We start from the raw sequence: 14,506 nt of genomic DNA on the forward strand, positions 1-14,506 counted from the left end.
TGGATTAGTTGCTGTAAACAGGGAAGCGTTTGGTGAGAGCGGATACCTGCTCACGAACCTTAGCAATGTTGGCAGCGTCGTTAGGATTATCTAGAACATCAGCAATCCAGTTAGCCACTTGAATCGCTTCAGCTTCTTTGAAGCCGCGAGTGGTCATCGCTGGTGAGCCCAAACGAATACCGCTTGTTACAAATGGTTTTTCAGGATCGTTAGGGATTGCATTTTTGTTACATGTGATGTGCGCTTCACCCAAAACACGTTCTGCTTCTTTGCCAGTGATTTTCTTGGCGCGAAGATCCACCAACATCACGTGTGATTGTGTTCCTGAAGAAACGATGCGCAAGCCGCGCTTGATCAATGTTTGTGCCATTGCATTGGCGTTCACCAATACTTGCTTTTGGTACTCTTTAAAGCTTGGCTCTAAAGCTTCTTTGAAAGCAACAGCTTTAGCAGCAATCACGTGCATCAATGGACCGCCTTGCAAGCCAGGGAAGATGGCTGAGTTAATGGCTTTCTCGTGTTCCGCTTTCATCAAAATGATGCCGCCACGAGGACCGCGCAAACTCTTGTGAGTTGTAGATGTCACGATGTCTGCGTGAGGCACTGGGTTTGGATAAACACCCGCAGCAATCAATCCAGAGTAGTGCGCCATGTCCACCATGAAAATCGCACCCACTTCTTTAGCCACTTTGGCAAAACGCTCAAAGTCGATGTGCAATGAGTAAGCAGATGCACCAGCAATGATTAGTTTTGGTTTGTGCTCACGCGCCAAACGCTCCATCGCGTCGTAGTCGATTTCTTCACGAGCATTCAAGCCATAAGAAATGGCATTGAACCACTTGCCGCTCATATTAAGAGCCATGCCGTGGGTCAAGTGACCACCTTCGGCCAGGCTCATACCTAGAATCGTGTCACCAGGCTTTAAAAACGCTAAAAATACCGCTTCGTTGGCAGATGCGCCACAGTGAGGCTGAACGTTGGCTGTTTCAGCGCCATAAATCTGTTTCAAGCGATCAATCGCCAATTGTTCGGCAACGTCTACATACTCGCAGCCACCGTAATAACGCTTGCCAGGGTAGCCTTCAGCATATTTATTGGTTAATTGTGAGCCTTGAGCCTCTAAAACCGCTGGAGAGGTGTAATTTTCTGAGGCAATCAGTTCAATATGGTCTTCTTGACGCTTATTTTCAGCTTGGATGGCATCCCACAATGCGGGATCAGTTTTGGCCAATGTTTCACTACGTTTGAACATGATGTGGGCTTTCTATGGGAATCAAGTAATTTGTCGCAAGCATACGCTAAACTCTGCAGACCTAAATGATACAAAAAAACCAGTAAGGAGACCAAAAATGACTAAGTTGACAGTATTAGTGACAGGCGCCACCGCAGGCTTTGGCCAAGCGATCGCTAAGCGTTATTTGGCTGAAGGCCATAAAGTAGTGGCAGCAGGTCGTCGCGCAGACCGCCTAGAGGCCTTAAAAAAGTCTTTGCCAGCCGATCAGCAGGCCCGTTTACACACTGAAATTTTGGATGTGACCAATAAAGACATGGTTTTTGCCTTGCCAGCAAAACTGCCTAAAGATTTTGCAGGCGTGAATGTTTTGGTGAATAACGCTGGTTTAGCTCTTGGTTTAGAGCCAGCACACCGAGTTGATTTGGATGATTGGGAGCAAATGGTTGATACCAACATCAAGGGTTTGATGTACATGACACGCGCATTTTTGCCAGGCATGGTTGAGCGCGGTGCAGGCCATGTATTTAATTTGGGTTCTATTGCTGGTCGCTACCCATACCCAGGTGGCAACGTTTACGGTGGCACAAAAGCATTTGTGCGCCAATTCAGTTTGAACCTCAAGTCTGATTTATTGGGCACACCTGTACGCGTGACTGATGTTTCACCAGGATTATGTTCAGGCACAGAGTTTTCAAACGTGCGCTTCAAGGGCGATGATGAAAAAGCATCTAAGGTGTATGACGGTGTCCAAGCGTTGACTGCGACTGACATCGCTGAATCAGTTTATTGGGCATCAACATTGCCAGCGCATGTGAACATCAACGTCATTGAAATGATGCCAGCGTGTCAGGCATCTGGTCCTTTGGCTGTTCATCGCAAGTAATTAAACGAATCACCTCACTTAACCCTAAGTTCAACCCTACGGAAATTAACGCTTATGCACGCTACTCAAGATTTATCAATTCTGTCATTGATTTTGAACGCCAGTATTTTGGTGCAATTGGTCATGTTGTTATTGGTCGGTCTGTCAGTGGCCTCATGGACAATTATTTTTAGAAAAGGTTTGGCTCTTAAAGCGGTTCGTCAAGAGACGGAACGTTTCGAAAGAGACTTTTGGTCGGGTGGTGATTTGAATACTTTGCTTCAAGGTGCTATGCGCAATAAAGACCAATCAGCCAGTCTTGAGCGCATCTTTGAAAGCGGTATGCAAGAGTTTTTAAAGGGTAAAGAGATTGATGGGGCTCGACGCGCCATGAAAGCTGCTTACCAGCGTGAGATGGATACCTTGGAGGCGAACTTGCCTTTCTTGGCTTCGGTTGGTTCTGTATCACCTTACATTGGTTTGTTCGGAACCGTGTGGGGCATCATGAATTCATTCCGAGGTTTGGCCAATGTGCAGCAAGCTACTTTGGCCAGTGTTGCTCCCGGTATTGCTGAGGCATTGGTAGCCACTGCGATTGGTTTGTTTGCGGCGATTCCGGCGGTGGTTGCATACAACCGCAATGCAGCTGACATTGATCGCCTAGCGATTCGCTTTGAAACTTTCATTGAAGAGTTTTCAAATATTTTGCAGCGTCAACAGCAAGTTCGTTAAACGGAGATTGCTCATTCATGGCTAGTATCTCTAGAAAATCTGGTGGTCGTCGGCGCGCAATGGCTGACATCAACGTGGTGCCATACATTGATGTGATGTTGGTGTTGTTGGTGATCTTCATGGTCACCACCCCAATGGTCAATCCAGGCATTGTCAGTTTGCCAACAGTGGGTGGTGCACAAGTGCAACCAATGCCACCGGTCCTGATCAATATTTCTGCAGAAGAAGTTATCTTGATCAAGAGCGAAGGCAAGGCAGATAAAACTGTCACAAGAGCTGAGCTTGGTGCGTTTGCTCGTGAGCGTGCTGAATTAACACCTGATCAACCGATGGTGATTGCTGCCGATAAATCCATCAAATATGAGATTGTGATGGACGTGATGGCGCGCTTAAAAGAGAACGGTATCAAGCGCGTAGGGTTGGCAGTTAAGAGCAACTGACAAATCACTGAGAGATGAATTGAGCGCAGCAGCATTTCCAATGAATCCCCTTAGAAACCGAATTCAGGCAGAACCTGGAACCGGCAAAGCCTTTGTGTGGGCTTTGGGGATGCATCTTTTATTGTTTGGATTTTTAACCTTTGGTCTGAGTTGGAAAAGCCAAACGCCTGCTGGTCTTGAAGCGGAGATTTGGGACAATGTTCCGGTCATCAAAAGCGCTCCACCAAACATTGATCCAAAAATCGATGCTGATGAAAAAGCAGACATTGCTTTGAAAAAGAAAAAAGAAGCAGTGAAAAAGCCTGAGCCTAAAGAAGAGGTCAAAGCGGCTAAAAAAGTTGATCCAAAAGAACTACAAAAGCAAAAAGCTGAACAAGAAAAACTAGCCAAACAAAAACAAGAGCAAGCCAAAGAAAAAGCCAAAGCCGAAGCTGAGCGCAAAGAAGCCTTGGCGCAACAAAAAGCACGCTCTGATCAGTTGGCTCGCTTGAGGTCTGCTGCAGGTAAAGAAGGTGCTGCGGGTGGTCGAGGAGGTGTGGTTGGGGACGGTGTGGGTGGTGGCGGTAATGCCAAGCCTGGCTATGCAGACAAAGTGCGTAAAAAGATACTTCCTTTGATTGTGTTCAATCCATCTTTAGTAGCTGGCAATCCAGCGGTAGAGGTTGGCGTGGAGTTAGCGCCTGATGGCACAATCATGAATAGAAAAGTTTTAAAGAGCAGTGGTGATGCTGCTTGGGATCGTGCTGTTTTAAGAGCTGTTGATGATGCTCAAACTTTGCCTAAAGATGATGATGGCAAAGTGCCTAAACAAATACGTTTGACTTTTAAACCGAAAGATTAAATCGATTGATGAGATTGGTGAAGCAAAGATGAAGACAACACTGACTAAAAACTTTTTGATGATATTTGCTTTGATGGCATTTTCAGTTGGTGTCAAAGCACAAATGAATATTGAAATCACGGGTGTGGGTCAGTCGCTGTTCCCGGTGGCTGTGATGCGCTTTGTTGGTGAAAATCAATTGCCCGTCAAGGTAACGGATGTTGTTCGCTCTAACTTGACTCGCAGTGGAGCGATTCGAAATGTCGAGAGTGGCTCTGCTGAGTTAGGTTGGGACATCAACCCTGACTACAAGTCATGGTCTGCGCGTGGGGCTGATGCTCTAGCAGTTGGAAATGTCACCAAGTTATCAGATGGTCGATTTGAGATTCGCTATCGTCTATTTGATATTCGCAAAGGCGAAAGCTTGGGTGGTTTGGTTGTTACTGTGGGTGTTGAAGATTTGCGTTTGGCAGGTCACAAGATTGCTGATGACATCATTCAAAAGATTTTGGGTGAGCGCGGTATTTTTTCTACACGCTTATCGTATGTGATTCGTTCTGGTAAGAGCCATCGCTTAGTAATCTCTGATTCTGATGGTGAAAATGCCAAGCCTGCATTGGCAAGTAATGAGCCCATCATCTCGCCGAACTGGTCACCTGATGGCAAAAAAGTGGCCTACGTTTCTTTTGAGGCCCGCAAGCCAGTGATTTACGTTCATGAGTTGGCAACTGGGCGCCGCACGATTCTTTCTAACCAGAAGGGCAATAACAGTGCGCCTTCTTGGTCAGTGGATGGCAGTCAACTCGCGATGGCCCTATCAAAAGATGGAAATACACAGATTTATAAAATCAATGCCAATGCCACTGGACTTCAGCGTTTGACCAGAGGTTCATCCATTGATACAGAGCCACAGTGGTCGCCAGATGGCCAGTCAATTTATTTCACGAGTGATCGTGGCGGTAGTCCACAGATTTATAAGATGTCGACTGCCGGCGAATCCGCTGGTGCGGCACAACGGGTGACTTTTAAACATTCATTTGTGACAAGTCCGCGTTTATCCCCAGATGGTAAAAATTTAGCTTACATCGCTCGTGTGTCAGGTGCTTACCGTTTGCACCTTCAAGATTTGGCAACTGGCGAGGTCACACCTTTGAGTGATGGCGCCCGAGATGAAACTCCTACTTTTGCTGCCAATGGCCGATACATTCTTTACGCTACTCGCTCAGCAGGTAAGCCAGTATTGATGGCCGTATCAATTGACGGTAAAAATAAGCAAACCTTGAGTTTGCCAGGCGCTGACATACGTGAGCCTGCCTGGGGCCCATTTATGGACTAACTTTGCAAAAAGCAAAGTATTCATCTTAATTTGGTACGATAGGGCTTAATTCATCGAATTAAGCCTTTTTTGATGAAAATTAACCAATAAAAACAAGTAACTAATAAGTGCATAGATTAATTAATAAATATTTAGATAGGAGAAAATCATGAAACAATTTTCAATCGCTCGTCGTGCAACATTATTGTTGTCAGTAGCTTTGTTAACAGCTTGTGCATCTGGTGTGAAGTTGGATGACGTGAATGGTAAGGGCGGTACAGATTACAGCTCACAACCATGGAACGATCCTAAGAGCCCATTGTTTAAGCGCAGCGTTTACTTTGACTTTGATAGCTACGCTGTTAAAGCTGAGTACCAAGCAACATTACAGGCTCATGCTAATTATTTGAAGGCCAACAAAGATCGCAAGATCAAAATTGAAGGCAATACTGATGAGCGCGGTACAACTGAATACAATTTGGCATTGGGCCAACGTCGTTCAGAGGCTGTGCGTAAATCATTGTCATTGCTCGGCGTGCCTGATTCACAGATGGAAGCTGTGAGCTTTGGTAAAGAAAAGCCAAAGGCACAGGGTAGCAACGAAGCAGCTTGGAAAGAAAATCGCCGCGCTGACATCGCTTATTAATTGACTTAAATTAATTTAAGAAAAGAATACTCATGCAGCAATCAAAGTGCTTTAGTTTTCTGCACAAAACAACAGCGGCTTTGGCCGCTGTTGTTTTTGTAGGCCTATCTTTCACATCCACTGCTAGCTTTGCTTTCATGGAGGATGGTGAAGCGCGACGCGCTATTTTAGATTTGCGAGAACAGCTCTCGTCTAGTCAAAAAGCCCAAGTGGAACTGCAAGGTCGTCTTGACGAATTGAATCAAGAGACGGCTAAGTTACGTGGTCGTTCAGAAGTCTTGGAAAAGCAAGTTGAAGAATTAACTGCGCAACAGAAAACTTTTTATCAAGATCTTAATGATCGGATGAAAAAACATGAGCCTCAAGTGATGGAGATTGAGGGCGTTCAAGGCAAAGTTCAACCTGGTGAAAAAGAAGCCTATGACGCCGCTTTGAAGGCTTTTCAGGATGGTAATTTAAAGAGAGCTGATACAGGGTTTCAGTCTTTTGTTAAAAAGTACCCGAACAGTCCTTATTGGCCATTGGCTCAATTCTGGTTAGGTAATTCAGAGTACGCACAAAAAGACTATAAGTCAGCGATTGCAACGCTCCAATCGATGGTGAAACGCTATCCTTTGCATGGACGAGTGCCTGATGCACTGTTAACTTTGGCCAATAGTCAGATCGAAGCAGGGCAAAAACCTGCTGGTAAAAAGACCTTAGAAAATTTAATTGCCAAGCATCCAGATACTGAGGCTGCTGATTTGGCTAAACAGGCGCTCAAACGCTTGAAGTAATCGAAAATCGTATGTCCGTTAATTTTGAGATGATGCATGCCAGGAAGCCGAATGTTCCAGCCGTTGTTTTGTTATCGGGTGGTTTGGATTCGGCAACTGTTTTGGCGATTGCAAAAAAACTTGGTTACGCTGTCTATGCCTTGTCGTTTCGTTACGGCCAGAGACATTCTTCTGAATTAGATGCTGCGACAAGAGTCGCAAAATCTTTGGGTGCAGTGGAGCATCAAATCATTGATTTAGATCTGCGCCGCTTTGTGGGTGGTTCTGCTTTGACAGATGATGCCTACGATGTTCCAACCAGTCCTGGCGCCAACAATGAAATACCTATCACCTATGTGCCTGCGCGCAACACCATCATGCTCTCAGTGGCCTTGGGTTGGGCCGAAGCTTTGGGTGGTTTAGATATTTTCTTTGGCGCTAATGCGGTTGATTACTCTGGCTACCCAGATTGTCGGCCTGATTACGTGAAATCATTTGAAGCAATGGCCAATTTGGCCACCAAGGTGGGTGTTGAGTCTCATCAAGAGTCCACGCGCTTCAGAGTTCACGCTCCCATCATTCAGATGAGCAAGGCGCAAATCGTTCAAACAGGCATGTCATTGGGTGTTGATTTCTCTCAAACGGTGTCTTGTTATCAGGCTAATGCTGAGGGCTTGGCTTGCGGTCAATGCGAATCATGTCGCCTTCGCAAAGAAGGTTTCCAATCGGCGGGCATTCCGGATCCCACGCACTACCTTTGAGACTTTAGAAACTAGAATTTAAAAATAAAAGATAAAAAAGCCGGTCAAGCTAATGCTTCACCGGCTTTTTTATTAAGGCTTTTTGATTTATTTCAGTGCAGCAAAAACGCTTGCTGTGATGGCATCAACTGAACCAGTGCCTTCAATCTTGCGATAGGCAGGAGCTGGAACTTTCGCTGCTGGATCACCATTCTTAGACCAGCCAGAATAGTACTCAACCAATGGTCGAGTTTGAGCGTCATAAACATCTAAACGCTTTTTAACTGTTTCTTCTTTGTCATCTTCGCGCTGAATCAATTCTTCACCAGTTTCATCATCCTTGCCAGCCACTTTTGGCGGGTTGAATGTGACATGGTAAGTACGGCCTGAAGCAACGTGTACGCGACGACCGCTCATGCGATCAATGATGGCGCTGAAAGGCACGTCAATTTCAAGAACGTAATCAATCGGCACGCCCGCATCTTTCATCGCTTGTGCTTGAGGAATGGTGCGTGGGAAACCATCAAATAGATAGCCCTTGGCGCAATCAGCTTGAGTCAGACGATCTTTGACAAGACCAATGATGATTTCATCCGAAACCAAACCACCAGAATCCATGACTTTTTTAGCTTCGATGCCAAGCGGAGTGCCAGCTTTAACAGCTGCACGTAGCATGTCACCAGTAGAAATTTGGGGGATACCAAACTTCTCACAAATAAATTTAGCCTGCGTGCCTTTTCCAGCGCCTGGTGCGCCCAATAGGATCAATCGCATGGTTAACTCCCTTTTTATTATTGAATCAGGTAATACAAAATTTAAAAAAGTATAAGAGTAGGCTGATTGTTTGACAGCTTGCTGACTCTTTCTAATATCTGGGAGATTTTCCCATTATTTGCCCTTGAAGGCTAATTTTTGAGCCTAGGATTTACCCAGGCTGTTAAAAACCTGGCGAACTCGCTCTAAATCCTCAGCTGTATCAACGCCTGGGGGCGGGGCTTCATCAGTTAGTAAAACTTGTATAAGGTGACCATGCCACAGGGCTCTGAGCTGTTCTAAAGCTTCGGCTTCCTCGATGGGGGCTGGGGGAAGTTGCGAGAATTTCTTCAAAAAACTGGCTCGATAGGCGTACATCCCAATATGTCGATAACACTGCGCTTGGTATTGCTCAGGATTGCGACTAAATGGGATGGCGGAGCGTGAAAAATAAAGTGCCTGTTGAAACTGGTTCATGACCACTTTCACCACATTGGGATTGTTTACTTCGGCAAGATCATGAATCGCTAGAGCCGTGGTTGCAATCGATGCTTGAGGATGTTCTGAGAGTGTTTGTGCAACATCAGTGATCAAGTCTGACGGTATCAATGGTTCATCACCTTGTACGTTGACAATGATTTCATCATCTTGCAAATTGAGTTTGCTGACCACTTCACTCAATCGATCAGTGCCTGTTGGGTGATCTTTGCTGGTGAGCATCACATCTAAGCCATGTGCTTTACAGGCATCAAAAATACTTTGATCGTCAACCGCAATCACCACTCGTGAGGCCCCAGACATCAGGGCACGCTCTGCCACTCTGACCACCATTGGCTTGCCAGCAATGTCAGCCAATGGTTTGTTGGGTAAGCGAGTCGAGGCTAAGCGCGCAGGAATCACAACCAAGAATGGGGTGTTAGGCTTCATTGAGTTTTGCTTGTTTAGTTTTATTTGGAAGCGTTCAGTTCGCGTGCTTCATTCACCAGCATGACTGGGATGTCGTCACGAATTGGGAAGGCCAATTGATCGGCTTTGCAGATTAATTCATTGGTCTGGCCATCGTGATGTAAAGGAGATTTGCAAATTGGGCAGACCAAAATATCAAGTAAACGTTTGTCCATGATGTGTCAGCTAAAGAGTTATTGGATTATCTTAAGAAGCGGTGAATGAATCTAATGCTTTAAGTATTTGTGTCAAGGCTTTGGTCTTTTTAAAATCTCAACCATTTGTTCAACAAAGTCTTTTGGCAAATCCACCGTGATAGGCAAAATCCAGATACGCTCATCATCCTTATAGTCGTTGAGTTGTTTGCATTTTACGGCATCCTTCTCAGTGATGAGTATCACTTTCGCAGTATTTTCTTTGAATGGATTGGTGGCAAAGTCAAAATGATCTGGTAACGCCATTTCTTGAAACTTCAAACCAGTTGATCTCAATAAATCAAAGAATTTCTTCGGATTGCCCAAGCCTGCTGCAGCTAACAACTGTTTCTCAGAATCTTCGCTTGGATCGAGCAGTTGAGTGATTTCACTCAAAGCCATTCGATGACTTGGTGTTGCCAACTGATAAAGCCAATCGGTTTTAACGGGCAGTACAAAATTTGGGGCATCCTGAAAGTAGGGCGGCAAAGCTTTGCTTGTGTCTTCGGCGCCAACAATGTTCAAGGTGAAGTCGCGTGCACGCTGAGGTTTTTCTCGTAGCGGTCCGGCAGGCATCAGCCATTGATTACCTTCTCCTCTGGCATCGCGAACGACCAGTTCAATGTCTCTGCCACCTTCTCGTGCAGGCCAACGTTTCAGCTTGTAATGCTGAAGGCCATCATCACTGATGATCACATTCACATCAGGATGTTTGATCATCAATGCTTTTGCTGCATTCACGCGATGGCTGTGAACCATCACCGGAATTTTTTGATCAGCCAATTCTTGGGCCATATAGCAAGGCTCATCACCGTGCTCGATTGGTGAAGATTCTGGAGTGACTTCTTCTGGAGCTGACTGAGCATTTGATGAATTGCTTTGATAGCCACGAGAAATGATGCCTGGCTTAAAACCATGAAGATGCAAAGTTTTTGCAATGGCTAAAACTGTGGGTGTTTTTCCGGTGCCGCCAACGCGAATATTTCCAACGATCACCAGGGGCACAGAGATCGCTTCACTTCTAAGTATACCCATGGCATACAGAGCTTTTCTGAAGCCTGTGAGCCAGCTAAAAATAAGAGATGCTGGCCATAGCAAAAGCGCTTTTAAACCTCTTTTTTCCCAAAAGGTAGGCGCTTGAAGAGCTTGTGTGTTTTGAGTAATTTTTTGTTGGCTCATATTGCCAATGCTACTTTGACTTTGATTGAGTGGCAAACACGATGTTCGGCAAATTTGCATTGCGCGCGGCTTCCATCACTTGCATCACAGCTTGATGAGGCGCTTTACCGTCGGCAGCAATGATCACCATGGGGCCATTGTCGCCACCAGTGTTTTTTGCTGATTGACTCAAGCTTTGGGTCAGCTGTTCCATCGCTACTCGTTTGCCATCAATCGCTACTCGACCATCTGAAGAGATTGCAACAGAGATATCTTTTGGTTTGCTTTTTGATGCAGCACCTTCTGCAGCTGGCAAGGTGATTGATAGTTCTTGATAGCGTGTGAAAGTTGTAGAGATCATCAAGAAGATCAATATCACCAACAGAACATCGATGAAAGCAATTAGATTGATTTCAGGAGCTTGTTGCTGACTATTGGGAGCGCTTGATTTCCCTGAGGAAAAAAGGCTGCGATGATTTTGACGAAAGAGCATGAGGGCTAGTTATATGCTGTTCAAGTGAGCGAGTAATTTTTTTGCAGCAACATCACACTCACGTTGGCGCTTTTCAGCCATGGCTTTGAGACCTCTCCAACCTGCGTATGCTGGAATGGCAATTAACAAGCCAAAGGCGGTGTTATACAAAGCAATTGAAATACCGTTGGCCAATTGTTGAGGGTTGGCACCAACACCTTGCTGGCTGCCAAAAATTTCAATCATGCCAACAACCGTACCAAACAAGCCTAAAAGAGGCGCAATCGTTGCAATCGTTGCCAGGGCACCTAAATAGCGTTCCAACAAAATAGTGACGGATTCGGCGGCATCTTGCATCGCTGCAATGATTTTGTCCTCTGAGCCACCGTTTGCTTTTTCCAATAGGGCCGCAGCCAAAATCTGTCCAAGGGGCGCAGCATCTGATAATGCTTTGGTAGCGTCTTGAGCGGTTTTAGGCTGTTTTAGAGCCCCAGAACTGGCTAATTGGATAGCGCCTTCTAATAATTGGGGTGGTGTGATCCGTTTGGCCTGTAAAAACCAGATTCTTTCCAAAAGAATCGCCAAAGCAAGGATGGATGTGATCAATAAGGGCCAAACTGGCCAGCCAGCGGCAATAAGAATTGTGTACATACCCTATACTTTAAACGATGGAGTTGTGTGGGGCTCAAAGGTCTGTGGGAAAAAGCATCAAGCTTGTGGATAACTATGTGAAAAACTTTCTTTAAGATGTGTGCTAAGCCCTTGATTCTTGGTTGTGAGCTCAAATTTTCAAAAATTATAAATTGAATATTTATATTAAAATCAATAACTTGCATGATGGCGATTGATTCTGATCGGAGTTTAAGCAAAACACTCCAGTTTTTAATTGGCCCTGTGGATAGTTATTAACCGCGAAGCCATGTAGTTACTAATTTGACTTGGACAAATGACGGAAATATCAAAAGAAATTATCGGTGTTGGAGATCTGAACCGCGCAATTGCCAGTGTTTTGGAAGAGGGCATCGGTAGCGTCTGGGTTCGGGGGGAGGTTTCTAACTTCAAGGCTTATGACAGCGGACATTGGTATTTCTCTTTAAAGGATGCCGAAGGTCAAATTCGTTGCGTCATGTTCCGCGGTAGGAATGGCCAAGTAGGCTTTTTGCCCAAAGAGGGTGATTTGGTTGAAGTGGCCGCTAACATTTCTATATACGTTCCACGCGGAGACATTCAGTTAAACGTTGGCATGATGCGCAGGGCCGGTCAGGGTGGTTTGTACGAGGCCTTCTTGAAGCTCAAAGATAAGTTGAGTAAAGAGGGTCTGTTTGATGAGGATGCCAAGCGTTCGCTGCCCAAACACCCCAGACGCATTGCAGTGATCACATCACCGCAAGCAGCCGCCTTGAAAGATGTGCTCAGCACCTTGGCCAGGAGAGCGCCTCACATACCCGTCACAATCTTTCCAAGCTTGGTCCAAGGGGTTGATGCACCCCCAGCTCTGATCAAAGCCCTGGAGGCTGCTTATGCGGCTTCTAAAGTCGATGAGATTGATGTCATCCTCTTGGTCAGAGGTGGCGGCAGTATTGAAGATTTATGGGCATTCAATGATGAGGGCTTGGCCCGAGTGATTGCGCAATCGCCTGTTCCTTTGGTTTCTGGGGTCGGGCATGAGACAGATTTCACCATCGCAGATTTTGTGGCTGATTTACGTGCCCCAACACCAACTGGTGCCGCAGAGTTAGTCACCCCTGATCGACAAGCTTTGTTGCAAGACTTGAGTGCGCTTAGTCAAAAAATGTCGACGCGGGTGAGTCAAAGAATTGACAAAGAAGCGCAACGTTTAGATCAACTGTCATTGAGACTTTCTCATGCCTTGCCAAATGCTGATCGCATGAAAGAAAAGATTGAGCAATTAACAATGCGCTTAGATCAATCATGGCAGGTCAGGATCAATGCGTATTCAGAAAAACACCGCAGTTGGGCCAGTCATTTAGAACTTTTAAGCCCACAAAGAACCTTGGACCGTGGGTATGCAGTTCTTTTGAATAAGCAAGGTCAAGCTTTGCGTGATCCTAAGAGCATCGATCAAGGCGATCAAGTGGATGTTCATTTGGCCTTGGGCAGTGCTCAGATTGAAATATCAAAAGTGAGCCTTTCGGCAAAGATAATTTCAAAAGAATAGAATAGAGTTTTAGTTCAGTCACACCACTCAAAGATCAATAGGAGATTTTATGGAACACACATTGCCGCAGTTACCTTATGCACTAGATGCATTGGCACCACACATTTCTAAAGAAACTTTGGAATTCCATTACGGTAAGCATCATCAGACTTATGCCACTAACTTGAATAACTTGATCAAGGGCACAGAATTTGAATCAATGAGCTTAGAAGACATCGTGAAAAAGTCTTCAGGTGGTGTGTTCAATAACTCTGCTCAGGTTTGGAACCACACTTTTTACTGGATGGGTTTGAAGCCAAACGGTGGCGGTGCTCCAACAGGTGCATTGGCTGATGCCATCAATGCAAAGTTTGGTTCTTTTGATAAATTCAAAGAAGAGTTCACAAAGTGTGCGGTTGGCACATTTGGTTCAGGTTGGGCTTGGTTGGTGAAGAAGTCAGACGGTACTCTTGATTTGGTTTCAACCAGCAACGCTGCAACACCTTTGACAACAGACGCCAAGCCTTTATTGACTTGTGATGTTTGGGAGCACGCTTACTACGTTGACTACCGCAATGCCCGTCCAAAATATGTTGAGGCATTCTGGAACTTGGTTAACTGGGACTTCGTAGCAAAGAACTTTGCTTAAGGTTTGAATTTGAAGTTCTAAGTTTTAAGTTCTAAGCGCTAAGTAACATTAAACAAAAAACCTCTTGGTTGAATAGACCAAGAGGTTTTTTTATTGCTGAATTTTTTCTAAATTAGTCTCTGAAGTTATTAAAGTTCAGTGGAGCTTCCTCTACATCCTTGCGAAGCATCGCCATGGTTGTTTGAAGGTCATCTCTCTTAGCGCCTGTGACGCGCACAGCATCACCTTGAATGCTTGCTTGGACTTTGATCTTACTGTCTTTGATGATGCGGACAATCTTCTTGGCAAGTTCCGTGCTGATGCCTTTTTGAATTTCAACAATTTGCTTGAGCTTGTCGCCTGAAATCTTTTCAAGCTTGCCGTCTTTTAGAAAGCGCACATCCACATTGCGCTTGGCTAATTTGGCCAACAGCACATCACGCACTTGTCGTAACTTAAAGTCATCGTCACCAAAAAGAGTGAGTTCTTCACCTTTATGTTCAATTCTGGCATCAGAGCCTTTGAAGTCAAAACGCGTAGAAATTTCTTTATTGGCTTGTTCCAGAGCATTTTTTACTTCAATCATGTCTGGTTCACATACAACGTCAAATGAGGGCATGGGTCACCTAAAAATCAATTGAAAAGTTAATCACA

General features: G+C 45.1%; 18 protein-coding genes. 10 read left to right on the forward strand and 8 right to left on the reverse strand.

Going from position 1 to position 14,506, the window contains the following annotated elements; genetic code table 11:
• Window positions 1–4: 4 nt before the first annotated feature.
• Window positions 5–1,252: a serine hydroxymethyltransferase gene (gene glyA / locus GQ367_RS01615; protein WP_215290920.1), complete on the reverse strand. Its 1,248-nt coding sequence runs from the start codon at window positions 1,250–1,252 to the stop codon at window positions 5–7.
• Between the two features lie 106 nt (window positions 1,253–1,358).
• Here glyA and GQ367_RS01620 point away from each other — a divergent pair, with 106 nt between their 5' ends.
• From GQ367_RS01620 to queC, 8 genes are all read left to right on the forward strand, one after another.
• Window positions 1,359–2,117 carry an SDR family oxidoreductase gene (locus tag GQ367_RS01620; protein WP_215291843.1) on the forward strand — a complete coding sequence of 253 codons (759 nt, stop codon included), beginning with the start codon at window positions 1,359–1,361 and terminating at the stop codon, window positions 2,115–2,117.
• Between the two features lie 54 nt (window positions 2,118–2,171).
• Entirely contained in the window at window positions 2,172–2,828 is a 657-nt protein-coding gene (gene tolQ / locus GQ367_RS01625) for a protein TolQ (protein WP_215290922.1), read from the forward strand.
• Between the two features lie 17 nt (window positions 2,829–2,845).
• Window positions 2,846–3,268: an ExbD/TolR family protein gene (locus GQ367_RS01630; protein WP_215290924.1), complete on the forward strand. Its 423-nt coding sequence runs from the start codon at window positions 2,846–2,848 to the stop codon at window positions 3,266–3,268.
• 40 nt (window positions 3,269–3,308) lie between these two features.
• Complete coding sequence (tolA, locus tag GQ367_RS01635) at window positions 3,309–4,109, forward strand: cell envelope integrity protein TolA (protein WP_215290926.1); 801 nt, start codon at window positions 3,309–3,311, stop codon at window positions 4,107–4,109.
• A gap of 28 nt (window positions 4,110–4,137) precedes the next feature.
• Window positions 4,138–5,424 (forward strand): Tol-Pal system beta propeller repeat protein TolB, encoded by a 1,287-nt coding sequence (gene tolB / locus GQ367_RS01640; protein ID WP_215290928.1) that lies wholly within the window; start codon window positions 4,138–4,140, stop codon window positions 5,422–5,424.
• Between the two features lie 148 nt (window positions 5,425–5,572).
• Entirely contained in the window at window positions 5,573–6,049 is a 477-nt protein-coding gene (pal, locus tag GQ367_RS01645) for a peptidoglycan-associated lipoprotein Pal (RefSeq protein WP_215290930.1), read from the forward strand.
• A gap of 32 nt (window positions 6,050–6,081) precedes the next feature.
• Window positions 6,082–6,825 (forward strand): tol-pal system protein YbgF, encoded by a 744-nt coding sequence (ybgF, locus tag GQ367_RS01650; RefSeq protein ID WP_215290932.1) that lies wholly within the window; start codon window positions 6,082–6,084, stop codon window positions 6,823–6,825.
• Window positions 6,826–6,836: 11 nt separating this feature from the next.
• Window positions 6,837–7,565: a 7-cyano-7-deazaguanine synthase QueC gene (queC, locus tag GQ367_RS01655; protein WP_251370181.1), complete on the forward strand. Its 729-nt coding sequence runs from the start codon at window positions 6,837–6,839 to the stop codon at window positions 7,563–7,565.
• 87 nt (window positions 7,566–7,652) lie between these two features.
• Here the strand turns inward: queC and adk are convergent, their stop codons facing one another.
• From adk to GQ367_RS01685, 6 genes are all read right to left on the reverse strand, one after another.
• A complete protein-coding gene (gene adk, locus GQ367_RS01660) occupies window positions 7,653–8,318 on the reverse strand; it encodes an adenylate kinase (RefSeq protein ID WP_215290934.1) in 666 nt (221 codons plus the stop codon).
• Between the two features lie 144 nt (window positions 8,319–8,462).
• The gene (gene kdsB, locus GQ367_RS01665; protein WP_215290936.1) at window positions 8,463–9,224 is read right to left on the reverse strand and encodes a 3-deoxy-manno-octulosonate cytidylyltransferase; all 762 of its coding nucleotides are present in this window, start codon (window positions 9,222–9,224) and stop codon (window positions 8,463–8,465) included.
• Window positions 9,225–9,244: 20 nt separating this feature from the next.
• Complete coding sequence (locus GQ367_RS01670) at window positions 9,245–9,418, reverse strand: Trm112 family protein (RefSeq protein WP_089515273.1); 174 nt, start codon at window positions 9,416–9,418, stop codon at window positions 9,245–9,247.
• A 72-nt stretch (window positions 9,419–9,490) separates the two neighbouring features.
• The gene (gene lpxK, locus GQ367_RS01675) at window positions 9,491–10,615 is read right to left on the reverse strand and encodes a tetraacyldisaccharide 4'-kinase (protein ID WP_215290938.1); all 1,125 of its coding nucleotides are present in this window, start codon (window positions 10,613–10,615) and stop codon (window positions 9,491–9,493) included.
• Window positions 10,616–10,625: 10 nt separating this feature from the next.
• Entirely contained in the window at window positions 10,626–11,087 is a 462-nt protein-coding gene (locus GQ367_RS01680; protein ID WP_215290940.1) for a biopolymer transporter ExbD, read from the reverse strand.
• Between the two features lie 9 nt (window positions 11,088–11,096).
• Entirely contained in the window at window positions 11,097–11,717 is a 621-nt protein-coding gene (locus GQ367_RS01685; protein WP_215290941.1) for a MotA/TolQ/ExbB proton channel family protein, read from the reverse strand.
• Window positions 11,718–12,012: 295 nt separating this feature from the next.
• Here GQ367_RS01685 and xseA point away from each other — a divergent pair, with 295 nt between their 5' ends.
• Together xseA and sodB are read left to right on the forward strand one after the other, a co-directional pair.
• The gene (xseA, locus tag GQ367_RS01690; protein WP_215290943.1) at window positions 12,013–13,245 is read left to right on the forward strand and encodes an exodeoxyribonuclease VII large subunit; all 1,233 of its coding nucleotides are present in this window, start codon (window positions 12,013–12,015) and stop codon (window positions 13,243–13,245) included.
• 49 nt (window positions 13,246–13,294) lie between these two features.
• Window positions 13,295–13,873, forward strand: a complete 579-nt coding sequence (gene sodB / locus GQ367_RS01695) for a superoxide dismutase [Fe] (RefSeq protein ID WP_089515277.1) — start codon at window positions 13,295–13,297, stop codon at window positions 13,871–13,873.
• Window positions 13,874–13,985: 112 nt separating this feature from the next.
• On the opposite strand, the gene GQ367_RS01700 is transcribed toward sodB, so the two are convergent.
• Window positions 13,986–14,471 (reverse strand): YajQ family cyclic di-GMP-binding protein, encoded by a 486-nt coding sequence (locus tag GQ367_RS01700; RefSeq protein ID WP_089515278.1) that lies wholly within the window; start codon window positions 14,469–14,471, stop codon window positions 13,986–13,988.
• Window positions 14,472–14,506 lie beyond the last annotated feature (35 nt).

Origin of the sequence: Polynucleobacter sp. MWH-CaK5, assembly GCF_018687615.1 — a bacterium.
GTDB lineage: Bacteria > Pseudomonadota > Gammaproteobacteria > Burkholderiales > Burkholderiaceae > Polynucleobacter.

Excerpts from the sequence above, each read along its gene's own strand:
- glyA (WP_215290920.1), bottom strand. The coding sequence starts at position 1,252 with ATGTTCAAACGTAGTGAAACATTGGCCAAAACTGATCCCGCATTGTGG.
- tolQ (WP_215290922.1), top strand. The coding sequence starts at position 2,172 with ATGCACGCTACTCAAGATTTATCAATTCTGTCATTGATTTTGAACGCC.
- GQ367_RS01630 (WP_215290924.1), top strand. The coding sequence starts at position 2,846 with ATGGCTAGTATCTCTAGAAAATCTGGTGGTCGTCGGCGCGCAATGGCT.
- tolA (WP_215290926.1), top strand. The coding sequence starts at position 3,309 with ATGAATCCCCTTAGAAACCGAATTCAGGCAGAACCTGGAACCGGCAAA.
- tolB (WP_215290928.1), top strand. The coding sequence starts at position 4,138 with ATGAAGACAACACTGACTAAAAACTTTTTGATGATATTTGCTTTGATG.
- pal (WP_215290930.1), top strand. The coding sequence starts at position 5,573 with ATGAAACAATTTTCAATCGCTCGTCGTGCAACATTATTGTTGTCAGTA.
- ybgF (WP_215290932.1), top strand. The coding sequence starts at position 6,082 with ATGCAGCAATCAAAGTGCTTTAGTTTTCTGCACAAAACAACAGCGGCT.
- queC (WP_251370181.1), top strand. The coding sequence starts at position 6,837 with ATGTCCGTTAATTTTGAGATGATGCATGCCAGGAAGCCGAATGTTCCA.
- adk (WP_215290934.1), bottom strand. The coding sequence starts at position 8,318 with ATGCGATTGATCCTATTGGGCGCACCAGGCGCTGGAAAAGGCACGCAG.
- kdsB (WP_215290936.1), bottom strand. The coding sequence starts at position 9,224 with ATGAAGCCTAACACCCCATTCTTGGTTGTGATTCCTGCGCGCTTAGCC.
- GQ367_RS01670 (WP_089515273.1), bottom strand. The coding sequence starts at position 9,418 with ATGGACAAACGTTTACTTGATATTTTGGTCTGCCCAATTTGCAAATCT.
- lpxK (WP_215290938.1), bottom strand. The coding sequence starts at position 10,615 with ATGAGCCAACAAAAAATTACTCAAAACACACAAGCTCTTCAAGCGCCT.
- GQ367_RS01680 (WP_215290940.1), bottom strand. The coding sequence starts at position 11,087 with ATGCTCTTTCGTCAAAATCATCGCAGCCTTTTTTCCTCAGGGAAATCA.
- GQ367_RS01685 (WP_215290941.1), bottom strand. The coding sequence starts at position 11,717 with ATGTACACAATTCTTATTGCCGCTGGCTGGCCAGTTTGGCCCTTATTG.
- xseA (WP_215290943.1), top strand. The coding sequence starts at position 12,013 with ATGACGGAAATATCAAAAGAAATTATCGGTGTTGGAGATCTGAACCGC.
- sodB (WP_089515277.1), top strand. The coding sequence starts at position 13,295 with ATGGAACACACATTGCCGCAGTTACCTTATGCACTAGATGCATTGGCA.
- GQ367_RS01700 (WP_089515278.1), bottom strand. The coding sequence starts at position 14,471 with ATGCCCTCATTTGACGTTGTATGTGAACCAGACATGATTGAAGTAAAA.